At 64.2% G+C, this 17,471-nt stretch carries 17 protein-coding genes; 7 read left to right on the top strand and 10 right to left on the bottom strand.

The genetic code is table 11. The annotated features are described in order from the left end of the window. Window positions 1–235: 235 nt before the first annotated feature. Together QZY03_RS00480 and QZY03_RS00475 are read left to right on the top strand one after the other, a co-directional pair. The gene (locus tag QZY03_RS00480; RefSeq protein WP_295577077.1) at window positions 236–1,276 is read left to right on the top strand and encodes an ABC transporter permease; all 1,041 of its coding nucleotides are present in this window, start codon (window positions 236–238) and stop codon (window positions 1,274–1,276) included. Window positions 1,277–1,283: 7 nt separating this feature from the next. Then, window positions 1,284–1,625 carry a cupin domain-containing protein gene (locus QZY03_RS00475; protein WP_295577075.1) on the top strand — a complete coding sequence of 114 codons (342 nt, stop codon included), beginning with the start codon at window positions 1,284–1,286 and terminating at the stop codon, window positions 1,623–1,625. Window positions 1,626–1,635: 10 nt separating this feature from the next. On the opposite strand, the gene QZY03_RS00470 is transcribed toward QZY03_RS00475, so the two are convergent. Continuing rightward, complete coding sequence (locus QZY03_RS00470) at window positions 1,636–1,830, bottom strand: hypothetical protein (protein WP_020505591.1); 195 nt, start codon at window positions 1,828–1,830, stop codon at window positions 1,636–1,638. A 401-nt stretch (window positions 1,831–2,231) separates the two neighbouring features. Continuing rightward, a complete protein-coding gene (locus QZY03_RS00465; RefSeq protein WP_295577072.1) occupies window positions 2,232–3,164 on the bottom strand; it encodes a LysR substrate-binding domain-containing protein in 933 nt (310 codons plus the stop codon). A 255-nt stretch (window positions 3,165–3,419) separates the two neighbouring features. Between QZY03_RS00465 and QZY03_RS00460 the strand changes: the two genes are divergently transcribed. From QZY03_RS00460 to QZY03_RS00440, 5 genes are all read left to right on the top strand, one after another. Next, window positions 3,420–4,013, top strand: coding sequence for a chemoreceptor glutamine deamidase CheD (locus tag QZY03_RS00460; protein ID WP_295577070.1), 594 nt, complete (start codon window positions 3,420–3,422; stop codon window positions 4,011–4,013). Window positions 4,014–4,102: 89 nt separating this feature from the next. Continuing rightward, window positions 4,103–5,062 carry a transaldolase gene (gene tal / locus QZY03_RS00455; protein ID WP_295577068.1) on the top strand — a complete coding sequence of 320 codons (960 nt, stop codon included), beginning with the start codon at window positions 4,103–4,105 and terminating at the stop codon, window positions 5,060–5,062. A 394-nt stretch (window positions 5,063–5,456) separates the two neighbouring features. Continuing rightward, window positions 5,457–8,444 (top strand): ribonucleoside triphosphate reductase, encoded by a 2,988-nt coding sequence (locus QZY03_RS00450; RefSeq protein ID WP_295577065.1) that lies wholly within the window; start codon window positions 5,457–5,459, stop codon window positions 8,442–8,444. Between the two features lie 203 nt (window positions 8,445–8,647). Further along, window positions 8,648–8,842, top strand: coding sequence for an anaerobic ribonucleoside-triphosphate reductase (nrdD, locus tag QZY03_RS00445; protein ID WP_295577063.1), 195 nt, complete (start codon window positions 8,648–8,650; stop codon window positions 8,840–8,842). A gap of 17 nt (window positions 8,843–8,859) precedes the next feature. Further along, window positions 8,860–9,531: an anaerobic ribonucleoside-triphosphate reductase activating protein gene (locus QZY03_RS00440; protein WP_295577061.1), complete on the top strand. Its 672-nt coding sequence runs from the start codon at window positions 8,860–8,862 to the stop codon at window positions 9,529–9,531. Window positions 9,532–9,617: 86 nt separating this feature from the next. Here QZY03_RS00440 and QZY03_RS00435 read toward each other — a convergent pair whose 3' ends face one another. The 8 genes from QZY03_RS00435 to tolQ all read right to left on the bottom strand — a co-directional run bounded on the left by QZY03_RS00435 (window position 9,618) and on the right by tolQ (window position 16,914). After that, window positions 9,618–9,908 (bottom strand): ferritin-like domain-containing protein, encoded by a 291-nt coding sequence (locus QZY03_RS00435; protein WP_295577081.1) that lies wholly within the window; start codon window positions 9,906–9,908, stop codon window positions 9,618–9,620. A 62-nt stretch (window positions 9,909–9,970) separates the two neighbouring features. Next, on the bottom strand, window positions 9,971–11,386 hold the full coding sequence (locus QZY03_RS00430; RefSeq protein WP_295577059.1) for a hypothetical protein: 1,416 nt from the start codon (window positions 11,384–11,386) through the stop codon (window positions 9,971–9,973). Window positions 11,387–11,422: 36 nt separating this feature from the next. Beyond that, the gene (gene ybgF, locus QZY03_RS00425; RefSeq protein ID WP_295577058.1) at window positions 11,423–12,325 is read right to left on the bottom strand and encodes a tol-pal system protein YbgF; all 903 of its coding nucleotides are present in this window, start codon (window positions 12,323–12,325) and stop codon (window positions 11,423–11,425) included. A gap of 168 nt (window positions 12,326–12,493) precedes the next feature. Then, complete coding sequence (gene pal, locus QZY03_RS00420; protein ID WP_295577056.1) at window positions 12,494–13,051, bottom strand: peptidoglycan-associated lipoprotein Pal; 558 nt, start codon at window positions 13,049–13,051, stop codon at window positions 12,494–12,496. 11 nt (window positions 13,052–13,062) lie between these two features. Beyond that, window positions 13,063–14,313, bottom strand: coding sequence for a Tol-Pal system beta propeller repeat protein TolB (gene tolB / locus QZY03_RS00415; protein ID WP_295577079.1), 1,251 nt, complete (start codon window positions 14,311–14,313; stop codon window positions 13,063–13,065). 235 nt (window positions 14,314–14,548) lie between these two features. Further along, complete coding sequence (gene tolA, locus QZY03_RS00410) at window positions 14,549–15,790, bottom strand: cell envelope integrity protein TolA (RefSeq protein WP_295577054.1); 1,242 nt, start codon at window positions 15,788–15,790, stop codon at window positions 14,549–14,551. A 2-nt stretch (window positions 15,791–15,792) separates the two neighbouring features. Further along, on the bottom strand, window positions 15,793–16,233 hold the full coding sequence (gene tolR, locus QZY03_RS00405) for a protein TolR (RefSeq protein WP_295577052.1): 441 nt from the start codon (window positions 16,231–16,233) through the stop codon (window positions 15,793–15,795). Between the two features lie 6 nt (window positions 16,234–16,239). Then, the gene (tolQ, locus tag QZY03_RS00400) at window positions 16,240–16,914 is read right to left on the bottom strand and encodes a protein TolQ (RefSeq protein WP_295577050.1); all 675 of its coding nucleotides are present in this window, start codon (window positions 16,912–16,914) and stop codon (window positions 16,240–16,242) included. Window positions 16,915–17,471 lie beyond the last annotated feature (557 nt).

The raw sequence follows: 17,471 nt of genomic DNA, 5'->3' as shown, positions 1-17,471 counted from the left end.
GGGCTCGCCAGGTGCGTAGTCAGGCCATCCTGGCCTGACACCCTCAGGGCTGGAAGCCCTGACTACGCATGCCGCTGGCCGGGATTACGATCAAGGCCGTCGCGGGTATCCTAAACTCGATTACGACAACGACAACGATTGTATTCGTTCTTTAATTTAATTCTGAAGCGTCTGAGGCCAGACGCCAGATCGCAGTCCGGTGACGCACACCCATCCATGAACAGGAGCCCCACGCATGTGGCGCCGCATCTTCGCTGTTTTCGTCGCCCGAAACCGGGAGTTCTACCGGGACCATGCCGGACTCGGGTGGAATATTTTCATGCCGATCCTGATGGTGCTGGCGTTCGCCTTCATCTTTAGCGGTGACCCGCAGGCTCAGTTCAAGGTCGGGGTGATCACCGCGGACGGCACTTTGCCACAGCCCCCAACCGGGTTGCTGGCGCTGGACCATGTCCAGTTCGTGCCTTTCACCGATCCGGAAAGCGCAGCTCTGAAGGTGGAGCGTCACCAGATCGACCTCCTGGTCGACGTACGCGGGGTCCCGATAACCTATTGGGTCAACCTGGAGTCACCGCGCGGCTATCTGGCCGAACGCCTGCTGCTGGGCGCCGAGGGTGGCAACGTAGAGACGCCCGATCAGGGAACAGGACCCGTCCGCCGGACGGTCAGCGGGGCGGCCGTCAGCTACGCCGATTGGGTGTTGCCTGGGGTCCTGGCCATGAACGTGATGTTCTCCAGCCTCTGGGGCGTGGGCTGGGTGATCGTGCGTTACCGCAAGAACGGTGTGTTGCGGCGGCTCAAGGCGACGCCGTTGAGCCCCTTTGAGTTCCTGACCGCCCAGGTGCTCTCGCGACTGTTGGTGGTCATGAGTGCGAGCCTGGTGGTCTATACCGGCGCCACCTTGCTGCTCGACTTCCCCATGCGCGGATCTTACGTGGCGCTCGCCCTGATCTATGCCGGCGGGGCCCTGTGCCTGATCAGTCTGGGGCTGATCGTCTCCGCGCGGTTGCGCACGGAGGAACTGGCCGACGGCATCCTGAACCTGATTTCCTGGCCCATGCTGCTGCTTTCGGGGGTCTGGTTCTCCATGGAGGGCACCAGTGCGGCGGCCCGTTTCCTGTCGCAACTGGCGCCCTTGACCCATGTGGTGGACGCGGCCCGACGGGTCATGATCGATGGGGCGATGGTGGTGGACGTGCTGCCGCAGATCGTGCTGCTGGTGGGCCTGGCCTTGGCTTTCCTCGCGCTGGCGGCCTGGTTGTTCCGCTGGGAGTAGGTGCCGGGTGTTGCCGCGTACCGGAAATCTGTTCGCCAACCTGCCGGGACCGGCCACGGGCGAGATCTTTGAAGAATTACTGCGACTGGAACTGCCCGCGGGGCGGATCTGGATCGAGCGCATCGTCAGCAGCGCAACCCCGGAACTGATCCTGTATGACCAGCCGCAGTCGGAATGGGTGATCCTGCTCCAGGGTGAGGCGCGGCTCTGGGTCGCGGGCGAGGAGCGGATCCTGGTCTGCGGCGACTATCTCTTCATCCCTGCCCACACGCCGCACCGGGTGGTCGAGACGTCCGCCGAGCCCTCGTGCATCTGGTTGGCAGTGCACATTGAGGGTGGCGGAACCTAAGGTCTAAGGTCTAGGCGAACTCTTCGTCCCGACCGATTTCCCAGTTACTCTGGTTGATCAGCGCCTCCACGGAGCGGGCCAGGCGGTATTTCGGCTCCATCTCAAAGGGCTGACCCTTGTCCCAGCACTCCGCGGCCTCGTCGGCGACGAGTGGCAGGCCCTGTCTGCAGATTTCCCACAGGGTACTGGTTTGTGTGTTAGTCATGACGACCTCCTCGAGCTTGTTTTTTTGGATGGGGGGTTGAACCCCCTGCATGTTCATCGCGGCAAGTACCGCGCCCCGTCTCGCGCCGGCTGAGACTGGCTCAGAATGGCGCGTCGACCTTAGGCGATCTTCCGGCAATCGCCAAACTGCATCAAAAGGCATCCTGCAATGCGATGTACACCGGTATCATAGGCTTCATTGAGAATTCTGCTTGCGGAAATCGCTGATTAGTTGCCCCAGCGCAACGAAAAGACAAAATGAGCGTCGAAAACATCAGTTTTGATGGCTTTAACTTGCAGAAAACGATAAGGATATTAGCAAATTATCGAGCTTCTTCCGGGCGCGGGGGAGGGCGCGTAGCGGATCTGTCGAATCAGCCGCTCGCCACGGCTCGGCTGACCTCAGGCGGAAGCGAGTCGACGAACCGTATTCGGCAAGTGTTCCCGTACCACTTGGGCAAAAACTTCAAGCGCGGCGCGGCGCGGGAAGCTGCGGCGGTACACCAGCGAGATGCGCCGGAAGGCGTCCGGCAAGGCGAGGGGGCGGGCGATAATGCCGCTGTCGGTCATCCAGCCGCCGCGGATGGCCAGGGCCGGCACCAGGGTGCAGCCAAAGCCGGCGCCGACCAGTTGCAGCAAGGTCTCCAGGCTGGCCGCCCGCAGATCCGCCATCTCGCCATGGGTGGGGCGCTCGGTCAGGCGGCACACGTCCATGACCTGGTGAGTGAGACAGTGCCCGTCGGCGAGCAAGAGCAGGTCGATGGACTTGAGATCCTCGGCATCGATCTCGTCTTTTTCGTAGAGTGGGTGATTGCGTGGATGGGCCAGCCAGAAGGGCTCGTCGAACAGCGGCATGGCGTCCAGGTCCGCGTCGTCCGGCGCGGTGGCCAGCAGGGCAGCGTCGATTTCGTGGCGCTGGAGCCGGCCGAGCAGTGACTCGGTGATCTCCTCGGACAGGACCAGGCGCAGCCCCGGATAGGTGCGTTTGAGCGGCACCAGCACCAGGGGCATCAGGTATGGGCTCAGGGTGGGGATGGCGCCGACGCGCAAGGGTCCGGCCAGTGGATCCTGATGGGCGCGCGCGACCTGCTCGATGGTTTCGGCCTGCTCCACCGCCAGGCGGGCATGGGCCAGGATGGTCTCACCGACCGGGGTGATGTCCACCGACCGGTTGGTGCGCTCGAAAATCACGACCCCGAGTTCGTCCTCCAGCTTCTTGATCTGTCCGCTCAAGGTTGGCTGACTGACGAAACAGCGCAGGGCCGCACGCCCGAAGTGGCGCGTTTCGGCGACGGCGAGGATGTATTTTAGGTCACGCAGGTTCACGTGGTGCATGATAACCCAATTACCGCGGGGTTGAGTCCGCGCCGAGCGATCACGCGCAGGAGTGCATCACGGCAATCGCCGCGTCGGTTGCCCGCGGCCTGCCACCAATTGCGCGGACACCGAGAGGGCGCTATGTTCAGGTGTGTCGGTTCCCGGGACCCCAGCGTGCATCCCGGCGTATGAACAGTTTTGGCGTTCGTAAGGCGACGTGCGCGTTCCCGCCGACGAACGCGCAGTCAGTGAGGGCAAACCGAGGCAGTACTGATGCAATTGCAACCCGCGCCGCGAGGCTTCGAGCACATCAACCGTTACTTCGATACGGTCAACCACCGGTATGCGGCCAAACTGCTGCCGGGACAGTTCTATATCAGCCGGAGCGAGACTCTCGTCACCGTCGTCGGCACTGGCGTGGTCGCCTGCATTCGTGATCGCTCGCAGCGGCTCGGGGGCATGAATCATTTTCTGGAACCGCACGCGACGACGGGAGCGGTGTCGAGCCCCGGAGAGGATGCCATGTTCGACCTGTTCACGACACTACTCGACGCCGGCGCGCAGCGGGATCACCTGGAGGCCAAGCTGTTCGGCGGTTCGCGCATTCTGAGTGAGGACTGTATGGTCGGGGAGCGCAGCATCGCCCTCGCGCGCCTCTTCCTGGGCCAGGCGAACATTCCGATCGTCGAGGAAGACCTGGGCGGCCCGTTCGCGCGCAAAATCGATTACCAACCAGTCGACGGCCGGGTGCGCATCAAGCACCTGAGAGACATCCGCAACGACACCATTCTGGAGCGGGACCGGCACTTCGTAGAGCGTTATCGCGGGGCCCCACGACCCGGCGACCGCGACAACCCGTGCGGGTGACTTGGGCGGGTGTTCCAGGATTCCGCTTCGACTTGACACCAGATCGCCAGACCGAGACCGCCAGACCACCAGACCAAAGGAACCGCTCGATGAACACGCTCGAACAACTCAAGACCATGACCACCGTGGTTGCCGATACCGGGGACTTCGAGTCCATCGCCGAGTATCAGCCCCAGGACGCGACCACCAACCCGTCGCTGCTCTTCAAGGCCGCGCAGTTGCCTCACTATCGGGAACTGGCGGTGGACGCGGCGACCTTCGGCAAAGCACGCGGCGGTGATGATCCGCAGGCCCGGTCACGGTGGACCATGGATCGACTGGCAGTCAATTTCGGCAAGCAAATCCTGGGCATCGTCCCCGGCCGGGTCTCCACCGAGATCGATGCCCGCTTGTCATTCGATACCGAGGCAACCATCCTGCGTGCGCAGGGGCTGGCCGAACTCTATCGGCAGGTCGGTATCGACCCCGCGGCGCGGGTCCTGTTCAAGGTCGCCTCCACCTGGGAGGGTATCCGCGCGGCCGAGCGCCTGGAGGCTCAGGGTCTGCACTGCAACCTCACCTTGCTGTTCAGTTTCGCCCAGGCGGTCGCCTGCGCCGAGGCCGGCGTGACCCTGATCTCACCCTTTGTCGGGCGCATCCTCGATTGGTACAAGGCCGCGAACAAGGTTGACGGTTATCCGGCCGAAGCCGACCCAGGGGTCCTCTCGGTGACAAAAATCTTTAATTATTATAAGCGTCACGGCTACCGGACCGTGGTGATGGGCGCGAGTTTCCGCAACCTCGACGAGATCCTGCAACTGGCCGGCTGCGATTACCTGACCATCGCACCCCAGCTGCTGGGCGAACTGGCCGCCCGTCATGGCGATCTACCCCGCAAGCTCGATGCGGATCAGGCCCGGGCCATGGATATCCCCAAGGTCAGCTACGACGAACGCGCCTTCCGCTGGGCGATGAACGAGGACGCCATGGCCACCGAGAAGCTCGCCGAAGGCATTCGGCTGTTCGCCGCCGATACCCGCAAGCTCGAAGGGTTCGTCGAGACGATCTGACCGGGCGGGCGTCGGCGCGCAGCGTGCCGCCCGACGCCTCATCCTTACGCCTCGAGGCGAATGGCCTCCATCCCACACGAAGAACATCCTCCGTGGGAGCGGCCTCCGGCCGCGATGGGGCCTCGCAGGGTCGCGGCATCGGCGTTCAACACGGCGCCCCATCGCGGCCGGAGGCCGCTCCCACAAGGTCGCGGTGCGACTTTCAAGCGCCTTGGCTGACTCGCGGTGGTTCACCGCAGGGCTCCGCCGGAGGGTGCGGACATCAGTTTTCAAGCACCTGCGGAGCCCTTGGGCGACCTGACCGGGCGACCTTGCCCTGACCGTCGACCCCCTATATACTGTGTTTTGAACCCTCGCCGACACAAAATATAGTATCTCACCGGGAAACGCCGCCATGAGGACCGCACCGAACACGCTCGCGACCTTGCCGACCCGCGTGCTCAAGCGCGATGGGCGGGAGGTTGCCTTCGATGCAGCCAAGATCGAGTCCGCCATCCTGCGGGCCGGCCGGGCGAGCGGGGAATACGGTGACATGGAGTCGCGCCTGCTCACCGCGCAGGTCGTCAAGGTGCTGGCTCACCGCTTCGGCAACGGCCGGCTGCCGGATATCGAGGGCATCCAAGACGTGGTGGAGCAGACCCTGATCTCCGCCAACCATTTTGAGACCGCGCGCTCCTACATCGTCTATCGCGAACAGCACTCGCGGCTGCGCGACCACGAGCGTACCCTGGTGGATGTGGCGGCCTCGATTGACGAGTACCTGGACCGTTCCGACTGGCGGGTGGCCGCCAACGCCAACCAGGGGTATTCGCTCGGCGGGCTGATCCTCAACACCTCGGGCAAGATGATCGCCAACTACTGGCTGTCGCATGTCTATCCGCCGCAGATCGGCGAGGCCCATCGTGAGGGCGATATCCATATCCACGATCTGGACATGCTGTCCGGCTACTGCGCCGGCTGGTCATTGCGCACCCTGCTGCACGAGGGGCTGAACGGAGTGCCGGGGCGCGTGGAGGCGGGGCCGCCGCGGCATATGTCAAGCGCCGTGGGCCAGATCGTGAATTTTCTGGGGACTTTGCAGAACGAGTGGGCGGGCGCCCAGGCCTTCTCCAGCTTCGATACCTACATGGCCCCCTTCGTGCGTGCCGACCGGCTCGGCTATGCCGAGGTTCGCCAATGCATTCAGGAACTCATCTATAATCTGAATGTGCCGTCGCGGTGGGGGACTCAGTGTGTCGATGCGCAAACAGAGTGTCTGACTGAACACGGCTGGAAGCACTACGACCAGCTTCAGGCCGGCGAGCGCATCGCAACCTTCGATTGGCGCAACAATCGCCTGGAGTATTTGGAGCCGCTGGCCGTGAAGGCCTATGACTTCGACGGCGACATGTACGTCCTGCGCAACCGGACCCAGGAGCAATGGATCACCCCGGGGCACAAAGTCCTGCGCAAGGTCTTCAACAGCGATAACCGGTGGGTCCTGGAAGACATCGAACAGGTCGCGGCACTCAAGTCTCCGGTCATCATCCCGAACGCCTGGGAGACGGATTCGACGGTTGAGATCGACGACCGGGTGGTGATGCTGCTGGCCTGGGTGGTTGCCGAGGGGAACTTCGATTTCAGCGCCGGGCGTCGCCGCATCAGCCTGTTCCAATCGACCGGTAATCCGGAGAACGCCGCCGAGATCGCGTGGCTGCTCGACGAACTGGGGCTTTCCTACCACCTGTTGGAGAAGACCGGAACCTATTCGAACTATCCCGTCTACCGCTATCGTCTGAACAAGGAAGGCAGCGACTTTGTGCTGGGCCATCTGGAGCGCAAATGCGTTCCGGCGGTCGTCCGCACCCTCTCGGTCCGCCAGATCCGGCTCTTCCTGGACACCTATATCAAGGGCGACGGCAGCGTCGAGCCGAACGGCCGCACCCGGATCTACACCAACGATCGGGACAACCTGGATGCACTCCAAGAGCTTTGCACCCTGGCCGGTTACGGGAGCAGCGTCTATACACGTGAGGACTCGGGCGTCCATGTGTTAAACCTGATCCGCAATCGCGAGACCTATATCCAGCTCATCGAGCGTCGGCCCTACAAGGGCAAGGTCTGGTGCCCGACGACCCGTAACGGCACCTTCGTCGCGCGCCGCAACGGCAAGACCTTCATTACCGGCAATACCCCCTTCACCAATCTCACCTTCGACTGGGTCTGCCCGGACGACCTGCGCGATCAGGTGCCGGTGATCGCCGGGGTGGAGCAGCCCTACACCTACGGTGATCTTCAGGTTGAGATGGACCTGATCAACCAGGCCTATATCGAGGTGATGACGGCCGGGGACGCCAAGGGCCGAATCTTCACCTTCCCGATCCCCACCTATAACATCACCCCGGATTTCCCCTGGGAGAGTGAGAACGCGGACCGGCTCTTCGCCATGACCGCCAAGTACGGTTTGCCGTACTTCCAGAACTTCATCAACTCCGAACTCTCGCCCAACATGGTCCGCTCCATGTGCTGTCGGCTGCAACTGGATCTGCGCGAGTTGCTCAAGCGCGGCAACGGGCTCTTCGGCTCAGCCGAGCAGACCGGTTCGGTGGGTGTGGTCACCATCAACTGCGCGCGGCTGGGCTATCTACACGCGGGTGACGAGACCGCCTTGCTGGCGCGGCTCGACCGCCTGCTGGACCTGGCGCGCAACAGTCTGGAGATCAAGCGCAAGGTGGTCCAGCGTCACCTGGATGCCGGGCTCTTTCCTTATACAAAACGCTATCTCGGGACCCTGCGCAATCACTTCTCCACCATCGGGGTGAACGGAATCAACGAGATGATCCGCAACTTCACCCACGATGCCGAGGACATCACCACCGCCGCCGGACAGGCGCTGGCGATCCGCCTGCTCGACCGGGTGCGCGTTCGGATGGTCGAGTTCCAGGAGTCCACCGGTCATCTCTACAATCTGGAGGCGACTCCGGCCGAGGGGACGACCTATCGCTTCGCCCGCGAGGATCAGAAGCGCTATCCGGGCATCCTCCAGGCCGGGACCGCAGAGACCCCGTATTACACCAACAGCTCGCAGTTGCCGGTGGGTTTCACGGACGACCCCTTCCAAGCCCTGGAGATGCAGGAGCCGCTCCAGTCCCGTTACACCGGCGGGACCGTACTGCACCTCTATATGAGCGAGCAGGTCTCCAGCATCGAGGCGTGCAAGCGGTTGGTGCGCCGGGCGCTGACGCAGTTCCGGCTGCCCTATATCACCGTTACGCCGGTCTTTTCCATCTGTCCCAAGCATGGATACATCGCCGGCGAGCACGAGTTCTGTCCGTTGTGCGATCAGGAACTGATCGCGCGCAAACAGGGGGAAGCGCAAGCAATCGTGAACGAAAGTGAATGAAAGTGAATGAAGGCCACTGTTCGCAAGCAGGGCCTCGATCAAGATTCCGGCCAGTTGGGCTCGCCGGGTGCGTAGTCAGGCCATCCTGGCCTGATACTGTCAGGGCTGGAAGCCCTGACTACGCATGCCGCTGGTCGGGATTACGATCAAGGCCGCAAGCAGTATCCATCGGAACAACCGACACATCTGAAGAGACTAGGACCATGAAAGAATCGAGCATACTGACCCTCAATCAGGAAGAGCGCACCCGTTGTGAAGTCTGGACCAGGGTCATGGGCTACCACCGCCCGGTCGCCGCTTTCAATCTCGGCAAGCGCGCCGAGCACGCGGATCGCTGCTATTTCACCGAGACCCCGTGCGGGACGCCCTTGCGTGTCCAGCACCAAGCGGCGGCCTGACGCCGACGGATGTCGCTATGGGCGTCGATGAGTCATCAGGGATCGCCGCGACACTGCCGGCCATCACCGGGCAGGGGCAGTTGCGTGTGGGTGGTCTGACGCCGCTGACCACGGTCGATTATCCAGGTGAACTGGCCGCCGTGGTGTTCTGTCAGGGATGCCCCTGGCATTGCCGCTACTGCCATAATGCCCACCTGCTGCCCAGCGTTGCGGTGGGCCTGATCCCCTGGGCCGAGGTCCGCCGGTTCCTGGAAGCACGGCGGGGGCTCTTGGACGCGGTGGTCTTCAGTGGGGGAGAACCCACCCTCCAGCCGTCTCTGATGGGGGCGATGGAGCAGGTGCGCGCACTCGGGTTCAAGATCGGACTGCACACCTCGGGCGCCTATCCGGCGCGTCTGAAGAAACTGCTCCCGCTGCTCAATTGGGTGGGACTGGACATCAAGGCCTTGCCGGACGATTACCCGGCCATCACCGGTGTTCCCAAGTCCGGGGAGCGGGCCTGGGAGAGCCTGGGAATCCTGCTCGCGGCCGGGGTGCCGTTAGAAGTACGGACCACCATTCTGCCGGGTCATGAGGGGGATGCGACGCTGGTAACGCTCAAGGCGCGGCTCGCGGCGCTGGGTGTTAAAACACATCATATCCAACAGTGCCGGATGGAGCGGGTGCTCGATCCGACGCTGAGCGCATAGCCGCTCCACCCCAGGGTTGAGGATGGGTTTCGCTACGCTCTACCCATCCTACGCATTTTATGAGGGATTCTGCCCGCGTCCGCGCGTCAGGCGTGATGGGCGATCGGTTTGTCGGTGAACAGGTAGTCCTTGAGCTCCTTGTCGAAAACCGGGTCCTGGCGGCGGATCCATTCCAGCACCATGGCCGCGTGCTCCTTCTCCTCATCCCGGTTGTGGGCCAGGATGTCCAGCAGATCAGGGTCTTTGCAGACATCGACGCGCTGGTTGTACCAGTCGACGGCCTCTAGTTCCTCCATCAGGGAGATGATGGCCCGATGCATATCCTTGGTCTCATCGGACAATTCATCGACCGGCTCGTGATAACCCTCGTTCGACATGACATGGTCTCCGGACTTGCAGTGGATGAAATCGGCAGGCACCAACAGTCGCCCCCTGTCGGTCATTGTCGGGGTCCGGGCGGTTCAAGGCAACCGGGTTCGCCGACGCATTCGCCGTGCGCGTGTCGCAGGGGACCGAAACGCGCTGCGAGCAGGGATTCGGGACGGCCGGTCCAGGCGGTCAGGTGTGCCGTACCGGTTTGTCGCAGGAGGGTGCAGCCATCCTTGGGGAGCAGCAGGGGGATCGGCCAGGGGCCGCGAAACACCAGTGCGGCGATCGGCGCGGTCCAATTGTCGATGATCGCCATCCAGGGCCATTGCAGGGCGTAGGGCGCTTGCGGACCGAATGCCAGGCAGGTGCCGTCCGCACTGGCGGTCGCATTGATGAGACCGCGGGTCGCGGTCCACCAGGCGGCGGACTTGGCCAGGGTCAGCAGGACGATGGCCAGTACACAGGCGGCAAAGGGACGCGCGTAGCGCCGGCCCGACCCGTGCCCCCGAGTCGCGTGCCGGTCAGTCGATGCGCGGGCCCCCCACAGGGCCAGCCCCATGAAGCACAAACCAAAGGGATAGATGAGCGCGGCCTTGAGCTTGACCCCGTCCCCGGCCAGAATCTCGGCACCCACCCAGACGGCGAGGACGGGCAGCAGCAGCCATACCGGCCACGTACCGTCGGCTTGGCCAGTGCCGCGGATCAGCACCGGGGCCAGCAACAGCGCCGCCGCGCAGACCGCCAGCATCAACCCGATCTGGCCCGGCGTTGTCGGCAGCAGGTAGTAGCCGACCTGGGAGGCGTCGGCGAAGGAGCGCTCGTAACTGTTGCTGCCGATCAGCGTCCAAGCGAGCCGCAACACGCCGGAAATGGCCAGGCCTGCCGCGATCACCGACCAGATCCGCTGTACCCGTGGCGTGTCGCCGGCCGAGCGGGCGGCGATGACCGCGGCGACCGCGAGGAATAACGCCAGGCCGAAGGCCAGCGGATGCAGGAGCAACAGCAGGGGTGTCAGCGCCGCCCCGTAGCACCAGGTCGCCGGGTGCCGTGGATACAGACCGGCGAGCAGGACATAGGGCCAGGCCAGATAGAGACAAAGCAGCAACTCCGAGACGGCGGAGAAGTTGATCTGATTGAGGGTGAAGAACAACGCGGGGAGCAGTATCAGCGCCGGGGCGCTGCGGCGCACGACGATCCAGCACCCAAGCAGGGAGAAAACGGGCAGCGCGGCGTAGGTTATGGAAAAGCAATGACGCAACAGGTCGACATCGGCACTCAGCCAGGTCGCCGCCAGGGTTGGGAGTTGCGGCAACACCGCGGCATAGCGGAAATTCGGGACATCGGGTGCCCCGTCAACGACGATGCGAAAGAAGTAGTAGGCGCCGTCGCCATACAGCGGCAGACCGACTGCCGCGCCCACTGCATACGCGCAGCCGATGAACCACAGGCCCAGCTCGACCGTGCGCCCAGCCGTCCGTCTAACCAACAGACGCCTCCGGCAACGAAAATCGCATCAAACGTGCTATCGAATTGCCGAATCACCTGCCTTCGGCTCCCGTGCGATCTTCGCCAACCGTCCCTGAGCCAGGCGTGCCTCGGTGCTGTCCGGGTACTTGGCGATGACCTGCTTGAGTGCCGTACGCGCCTGGTCCCAGGCTTCCTGCTCGTACTGGATGTAGCCGATCTTCAGGAGCGCCCCTGGGACCTTGGCGCTGGTGGGGTGCAACTGCACCAACCGGTCGAACTCGGCCAGCGCCGCCGGGTAGTTGCGCTGCACGTAATAGGTCTCGGCCAGCCAGTAACGGGAATTGTCGGTAAATTGACCTTGCGGATAGGCCCGCAGAACCTCATTGAAAGCCTCGACCGCCTGGGGGTATTTGCGCTGTTTCAGGAGATCGAAGGCGGTGCCGTACGCGTCGCGCTCACTGACGCCCGTGATCTCCGGGCTGGGCAGGGAAGGGATGCCGACCGCGCGCGGGGAGGACGGAACCGGAGCCGTCACCGGTGCCGGTGCCGCGCTGCCGACCGGGGGCTTGAGTTCCGTGCCGGCGGCATTGATCGCGCCGCCCGGCTGGGCGATGGTTCCTTGCGCCTCTGACGCCTCGGGGGTACCGGGCCCTGCGGCGGTGTTGGTGGGGGCGTTGCTGTCCTTGCCGGGTCCCAGTCGCGCATCGATGTCCAGGTACTGGTCGCGCAACGTCCGCTGGAGCTTCTGGATCTCGAACTGCTGACTCTCCACGAGTCCGCGCAGCTCCTGCAACTCCTGCTGAAGTTGCTGCTGCTGGAGCATGAGTCCGGACGCACTCTGGTTCTCCATGATCCGTTCGATGCGCGCCAGGCGGTCTTCGATGAAAGTGTCGGCGGCACCGACAGTGGTCGTGCCAAGCGCGGCAATCAGGAGTAAGGTGTAAGGTGCGTAACGCATAGTGTTCGTTTCAATCATGAGTAAAAAGCCGGAAATACGTCAGAACACTCGGGCTCGCCGGGTGCGTAGTCAGGCCATCCTGGCCTGACACCGTCAGGGCTGGAAGCCCTGACAACGCACGCCGCTGGCCGGGATTACGATCAAGGCCCCTCAGCGAGAGTGTGACCACTAATACTGAATCACCACCCGCCGGTTCAAGCGCCAGGCGTTGTCGTTATGGCCGGGGTCCGCGGGGCGTTCCTCGCCATAGCTCAGGGTGGCCAGTTGTCCCGGGGTCACACCCTCGGCGAGCATGAGTTGGCGCACCGACTCGGCGCGTTGATCACCCAGTGCCAGATTGTATTCACGGGTACCGCGCTCGTCGGTGTTGCCCTCCAGCGTGACGCGTTGACTGGTTGTGCTGCCCAAGTAGGCCGAATGGGTGCGGATCACGTCCAGGTATTGCGGCTTGATCTCGGCGCTGTCGTAGTCGAAGTAGATGGTGCGCTGGTAGAGCGGGTTGGATGGATCCTCCCAGGGGCCGCGATAGGTCGGCCGTTGGGGCTCCGTGTTGGCTGCCGGGCGGGTCGCCGCGGTCGGCGGGAGCAGGGGACGCGTGCTGGTCGGCAGCGGTTGCGTCGGCGGCGGCGGGGTCGTCGTCGCACAGCCGACGCACAGCAAAGCGGCTGCCACGGCGGCAGTGCCGAGCCTCCGCGGGCGGGAGAACAGGGTCAGAGTCGGTATCACGGGGGAGATCCTCACTTCATCATCGGCGACCAAGCCGGCTCGCGCACCTCGCCGGCATCCTGGGAGAGGCGCTGGTTGCCGCCGCCTTCCACGGCGGCCGCCGCAAGCACCCCGCGTCCGCCGGCAATCGTAGCGTAGATCACCATGCTGCCGTTCGGGGCGAAACTCGGCGACTCGTCAAGATTGCCGTTGCTCAAGACACGGGTGTAGCCGCGCTGCAAATCCAGCACGGCGATGCGAAACTGGCCGTTGACCCGGCTCACCATGGTGATCGACTTGCCGTCGGGTGAATAGGAGGCGCGGGCGTTGTAGTCGCCATCGGCGCTGATGCGCTCGGCCGCGCCGCCGCTCGCCGCCATGCGGTAAATCTGCGGGCTGCCGCCGCGGTCGGAGGTAAAGATGATCTGACTGCCGTCCGGGGACCAGGCCGGCTCGGTGTCGATGGCAAAGTGATCGGTCAGTTGGGTGAGTTCCCGGCTCAGGAGATTCAGGACATAGATATTGGCGTTGCCGTCCTTGGACAGCGTCATGGCCAGCCGCTGACCGTCCGGGGAGAAGGCCGGTGAGCCGTTAATGCCCGGATAACTGGCGACCAGGTCGCGCCGGCCACTGGCCAAGTCCTGCACATAGATGGCGGCACGCCGGTTCTCGAACGAGACATAGGCCAGTCGCCGCCCGTCGGGTGACCAGGCCGGCGACATCAGCGGATCATTGGACGAGACGATGGTCTGGGGGTTGTAGCCGTCGGCATCGGCCACGCGCAGGGTCACGGTCTGGTTGTCGCCGCGGCCATTGGAGGTGATGTAGGCGATCCGGGTGGCGGCGACGCCGGGCGTTCCCGCAAGCTTCTCGTAGATCTGGTCGGCGATGCGGTGGGCGGTGAGACGCAGGCCGCCGGCGGTGGTGCTCAGGCTCGCCGAGCCGATCTGATTGCCGCGAAAAACATCATAGAGGACATAGCTCACCCGATAGCCCTCGCCCTCCTGCTCCACCCGGCCGATCACCAGGTTGTTCATATTGAGCAGGCTCCAGTCACGCAGGTCGACTTCCGCCGGGGTGCTGGGCATGGCGAGCATGTCGCGACTGGGCATGGGCCGGAATTTACCGCTGCGGGCCATGTCGGCGGCGATCACGCCCGCCACGTCCTCCTTGGGGATCAGCCCATCGGAAACGCCGAAGGGGACAATCGCGATCGGTTGGGCGGCCTCGACGCCGCCTGTCACCTCGATGGTCAGCCGTGCCTGTGCCGTCGCCGGGATCATGAGTGCACTCACCGTGCCGACGGTGAAGATGGCAAGGAGTTGCACCGCACGCCGCACAGCGACGCGCATGGATGTCAATAACGACGGCCGCCGGGACTGCGCGCGCGTCGATGGATTGCGCCGGGTGTCAATGTCTGTCATCAAAGCCTCTGCCTGATGGCATATTACGCGAGTAGTTGCGTTCATTTGCGGCGAATGCTCTTGCTGAAATCAATGGCCGGAAGCGACGGTCGCATCAGGGTGAAAACTTGAGATTGAACTCCCGGAACCGCTCGAAGGGCGGACCGGATGGCACCGGGATCGGCGAGGCATTGTAAACGGCAGCGATCACCGATTGATCAAAAGCGGTGTTGCCGCTGGATTGCACCACGCTGACCGAGTTCGGGATCAGGTCCCCGCCCGGCATCAGGCGCAGCGAGACCACCGTGACCAGTTCGCCCATGAGCGCCGGCGGGCGCACCCAGAATTGCCGGACCTTGTCCCTGATCACCGGGATAAAGTGGTCCACCTCCTTGGCGAACTGATCGGTGGATGACTGTGAGTCGGGATCGGACTCGCGCGTGCGCCGGGCCTCCGCCATGGCCAGACGCTGCCGTTGCTCCTGCTCCAGCAGGCGCGCCTCCTCGTCGATTCGCTGCAAGGACTCCTCCTCCGCCAGGCGCCGCTCTTCTTCCGCGGCCATGCGCTCGGCTTCAGCCTGGAGTTGGCGCTGCCGCGCGTCCGCTTGACGTTGCCGTTCGACCTCGGCCAGCCGCTCCTGTTCCTTGCGGATGCGTTCGCGTTCAGACGTCATGCGGCGTGCTGCTTCCTCCGCCTCGCGCTGGGCTGCCGCGGCTTTGGCGGCGGCGGCTTGGGCCTCGCGCTCTTCGGCGGCCTGCCGTTTGGCCAGCGCCTCGGCCTCGCGGCGTGCCTGGGCTTGGGCCTGACGTTCCGCCTTCGCGGCCTGACGGCGCGCTTCCTCGGCGGCGCGCTCCTGGGCGGCGAGGTCGGCGGCGCGGCGGGCCTCGGCTTCCGCCCGCTGGCGGGCTTGCACTTCCGCCTGACGTCTTGCCTGGGCCTCGGCCTCACGCTGCGCTGCCGTCGCGCGCTCAGCCGCGGCAGCCGCCTGACGGTCCGCTTCTTGTTTGGCCAGACGTTGCGCATCCAGTTCCGCCTGGCGTTGCGCCGCCAGTTCCGCCTCGCGTTGGGCGGCCGCGGTGTCTACGACAGGCGGCGCGATGGGCGCGGGTGGCGTCGGTGCCCGTTCCTGGGGCTTCCTGTCAGCGGCCTTGCGTGGCTGATCAGCTTGGAGTCGGGAGGTCAACTCCTCCAGGGCGCGCTCACCCACAATGGTCGCCTGGACCACCTTGGGCTTCTGGCCACCTTCGCTCGGGTCGTCAATGAACCGGACACTGACGAACAGCAGCACGGCGAACAGCAGGTGCAGCCCCAGCGACCAATAGAGTGCGCGCGGGTTGCGGCGCAGGACTTGCCACATGGTCAGGGTTCAGCGCGCAGCGGCGGGGCAGTGATCAGCCCCACATTCGTTGCCCCGGCATACTGGGCCGCCACCATCGCCCACAGGACCTTCTCATAAGGTACTTCCTTGTCGGCGCGCACCAGGATCGGGGTCTCGGGTTTGTACTCCAGCACGGTGCGCACGCGCTCGGCGATGATGCGCTCGGTGGCCGGTTGGTGCTTATCCTCACCGACATCAATGTAATAGTCGCCGAACTGGTCGACGGTGATGATCACCGATTCCACCGTCGGGCTTGGAATGCCGCCGGCCTTGGCCTGGGGCAGGTTGACCTTGACGCCCTGGGTGATCAGCGGGGCGGTGACCATAAAGATCACCAGCAGCACCAACATCACGTCGATGTAGGGCACCACGTTGATGTCGGACATGGGTCGGCGGCGGTGGCGGCGGACGCGTTTCAGCATGATCGGTCAGCCGCGGCCCTGGCGCTGCAACAGGGTGGAGAATTCCTCCATGAACTCCTCGTAGCGGTTGTTGAGCCGCTCCACCTGATCGGAGTAGCGATTGTAGGCGATGACCGCCGGAATCGCGGCAAACAGACCGATCGCCGTCGCGACCAAGGCCTCCGAGATACCGGGAGCGACCAGCGCGAGGGTCGCCTGATCGACATTTCCCAGCGCGTGGAAGGCGTGCATGATGCCCCACACGGTGCCGAACAGACCCACATAGGGGCTGGTCGAGCCGACCGTGGCGAGGAAGGGCAGATTGGTGTCCAGCCGGTCCATCTCCCGGCTCAGCGCCACCCGCATGGAGCGCTCGGCACCCTGCAGCACCGCCATCATGTCGTTGCCGTCGACCTTGCGCAGCCGGACATACTCCTTGAAACCGGCGCGGAAGATGGTCGCCAGCCCCAGGTTGCCCTTCTCGTCGGCGCTGAGATCCTTGTACAGCGCACTGAGATCCCCGCCGGACCAGAAGCGCTCCTCGAAGTCATTGGCGCTTTTGCGGGCCTGACCGAGCACCCGTCCGCGGTCCAGAATCATGGTCCAGGATGTGACGGACGCCAGCACCAAGACCAACAGCACCAACTGCACCACGAAACTCGCGTTCAGGATCAGGTTCAATAGGGAAAGATCGGAACTCATCTGTGCTTCTCTTGCAATTCGGCTCCGGCGTTCGGTCCGGCACCGGCGGCCAGGTCGGTCTTGGTCAGGGCGCGGAGCTTAACCGGAAACGGGGGGACTTTGCCGACGAGGATGGATCGAGCAGTGTTCTGTCAGGCGGTGACGGACACTCCGGCCTCGATCAAGACTCCGGCCACTTGGGCTCGTCCGGTGCGTCGTCAGGCCATCCTGGCCTGACACCGTCAGGGCTGGAAGCCCTGACTACGCACACTGGTGGTCGGGATTACGATCACGGCCGACAATCCTGCAGCATCGCCGGGCGGGGGGCACCTTGGTGAAATCTTACCGGATGGCCCAGTCCCTCGTGTTGAAACGCATTTTCGCACGTCTCGGCGACTTTGCGTTAGACCGACGTGGGCCTTGGTGTGGCGGGTCAGACCTGGGCGCCCGCGTGCGGCCCATGCGGCGGTCCCCGGATCGCAGGCGTGAGGGGGCGCATCCCGATGCTTTGATCATCATTCCGGCCACCCGTCGTTGCGGCAGCCCGTCGCGGCCGGGGGCCGCTCTTACGGTAGGAG

The sequence above is a fragment of the uncultured Lamprocystis sp. genome (assembly GCF_903933125.1).
Classification (GTDB): Bacteria; Pseudomonadota; Gammaproteobacteria; order Chromatiales; family Chromatiaceae; genus Thiodictyon.
This window is presented reverse-complemented; position numbering and strand designations above follow the sequence as displayed.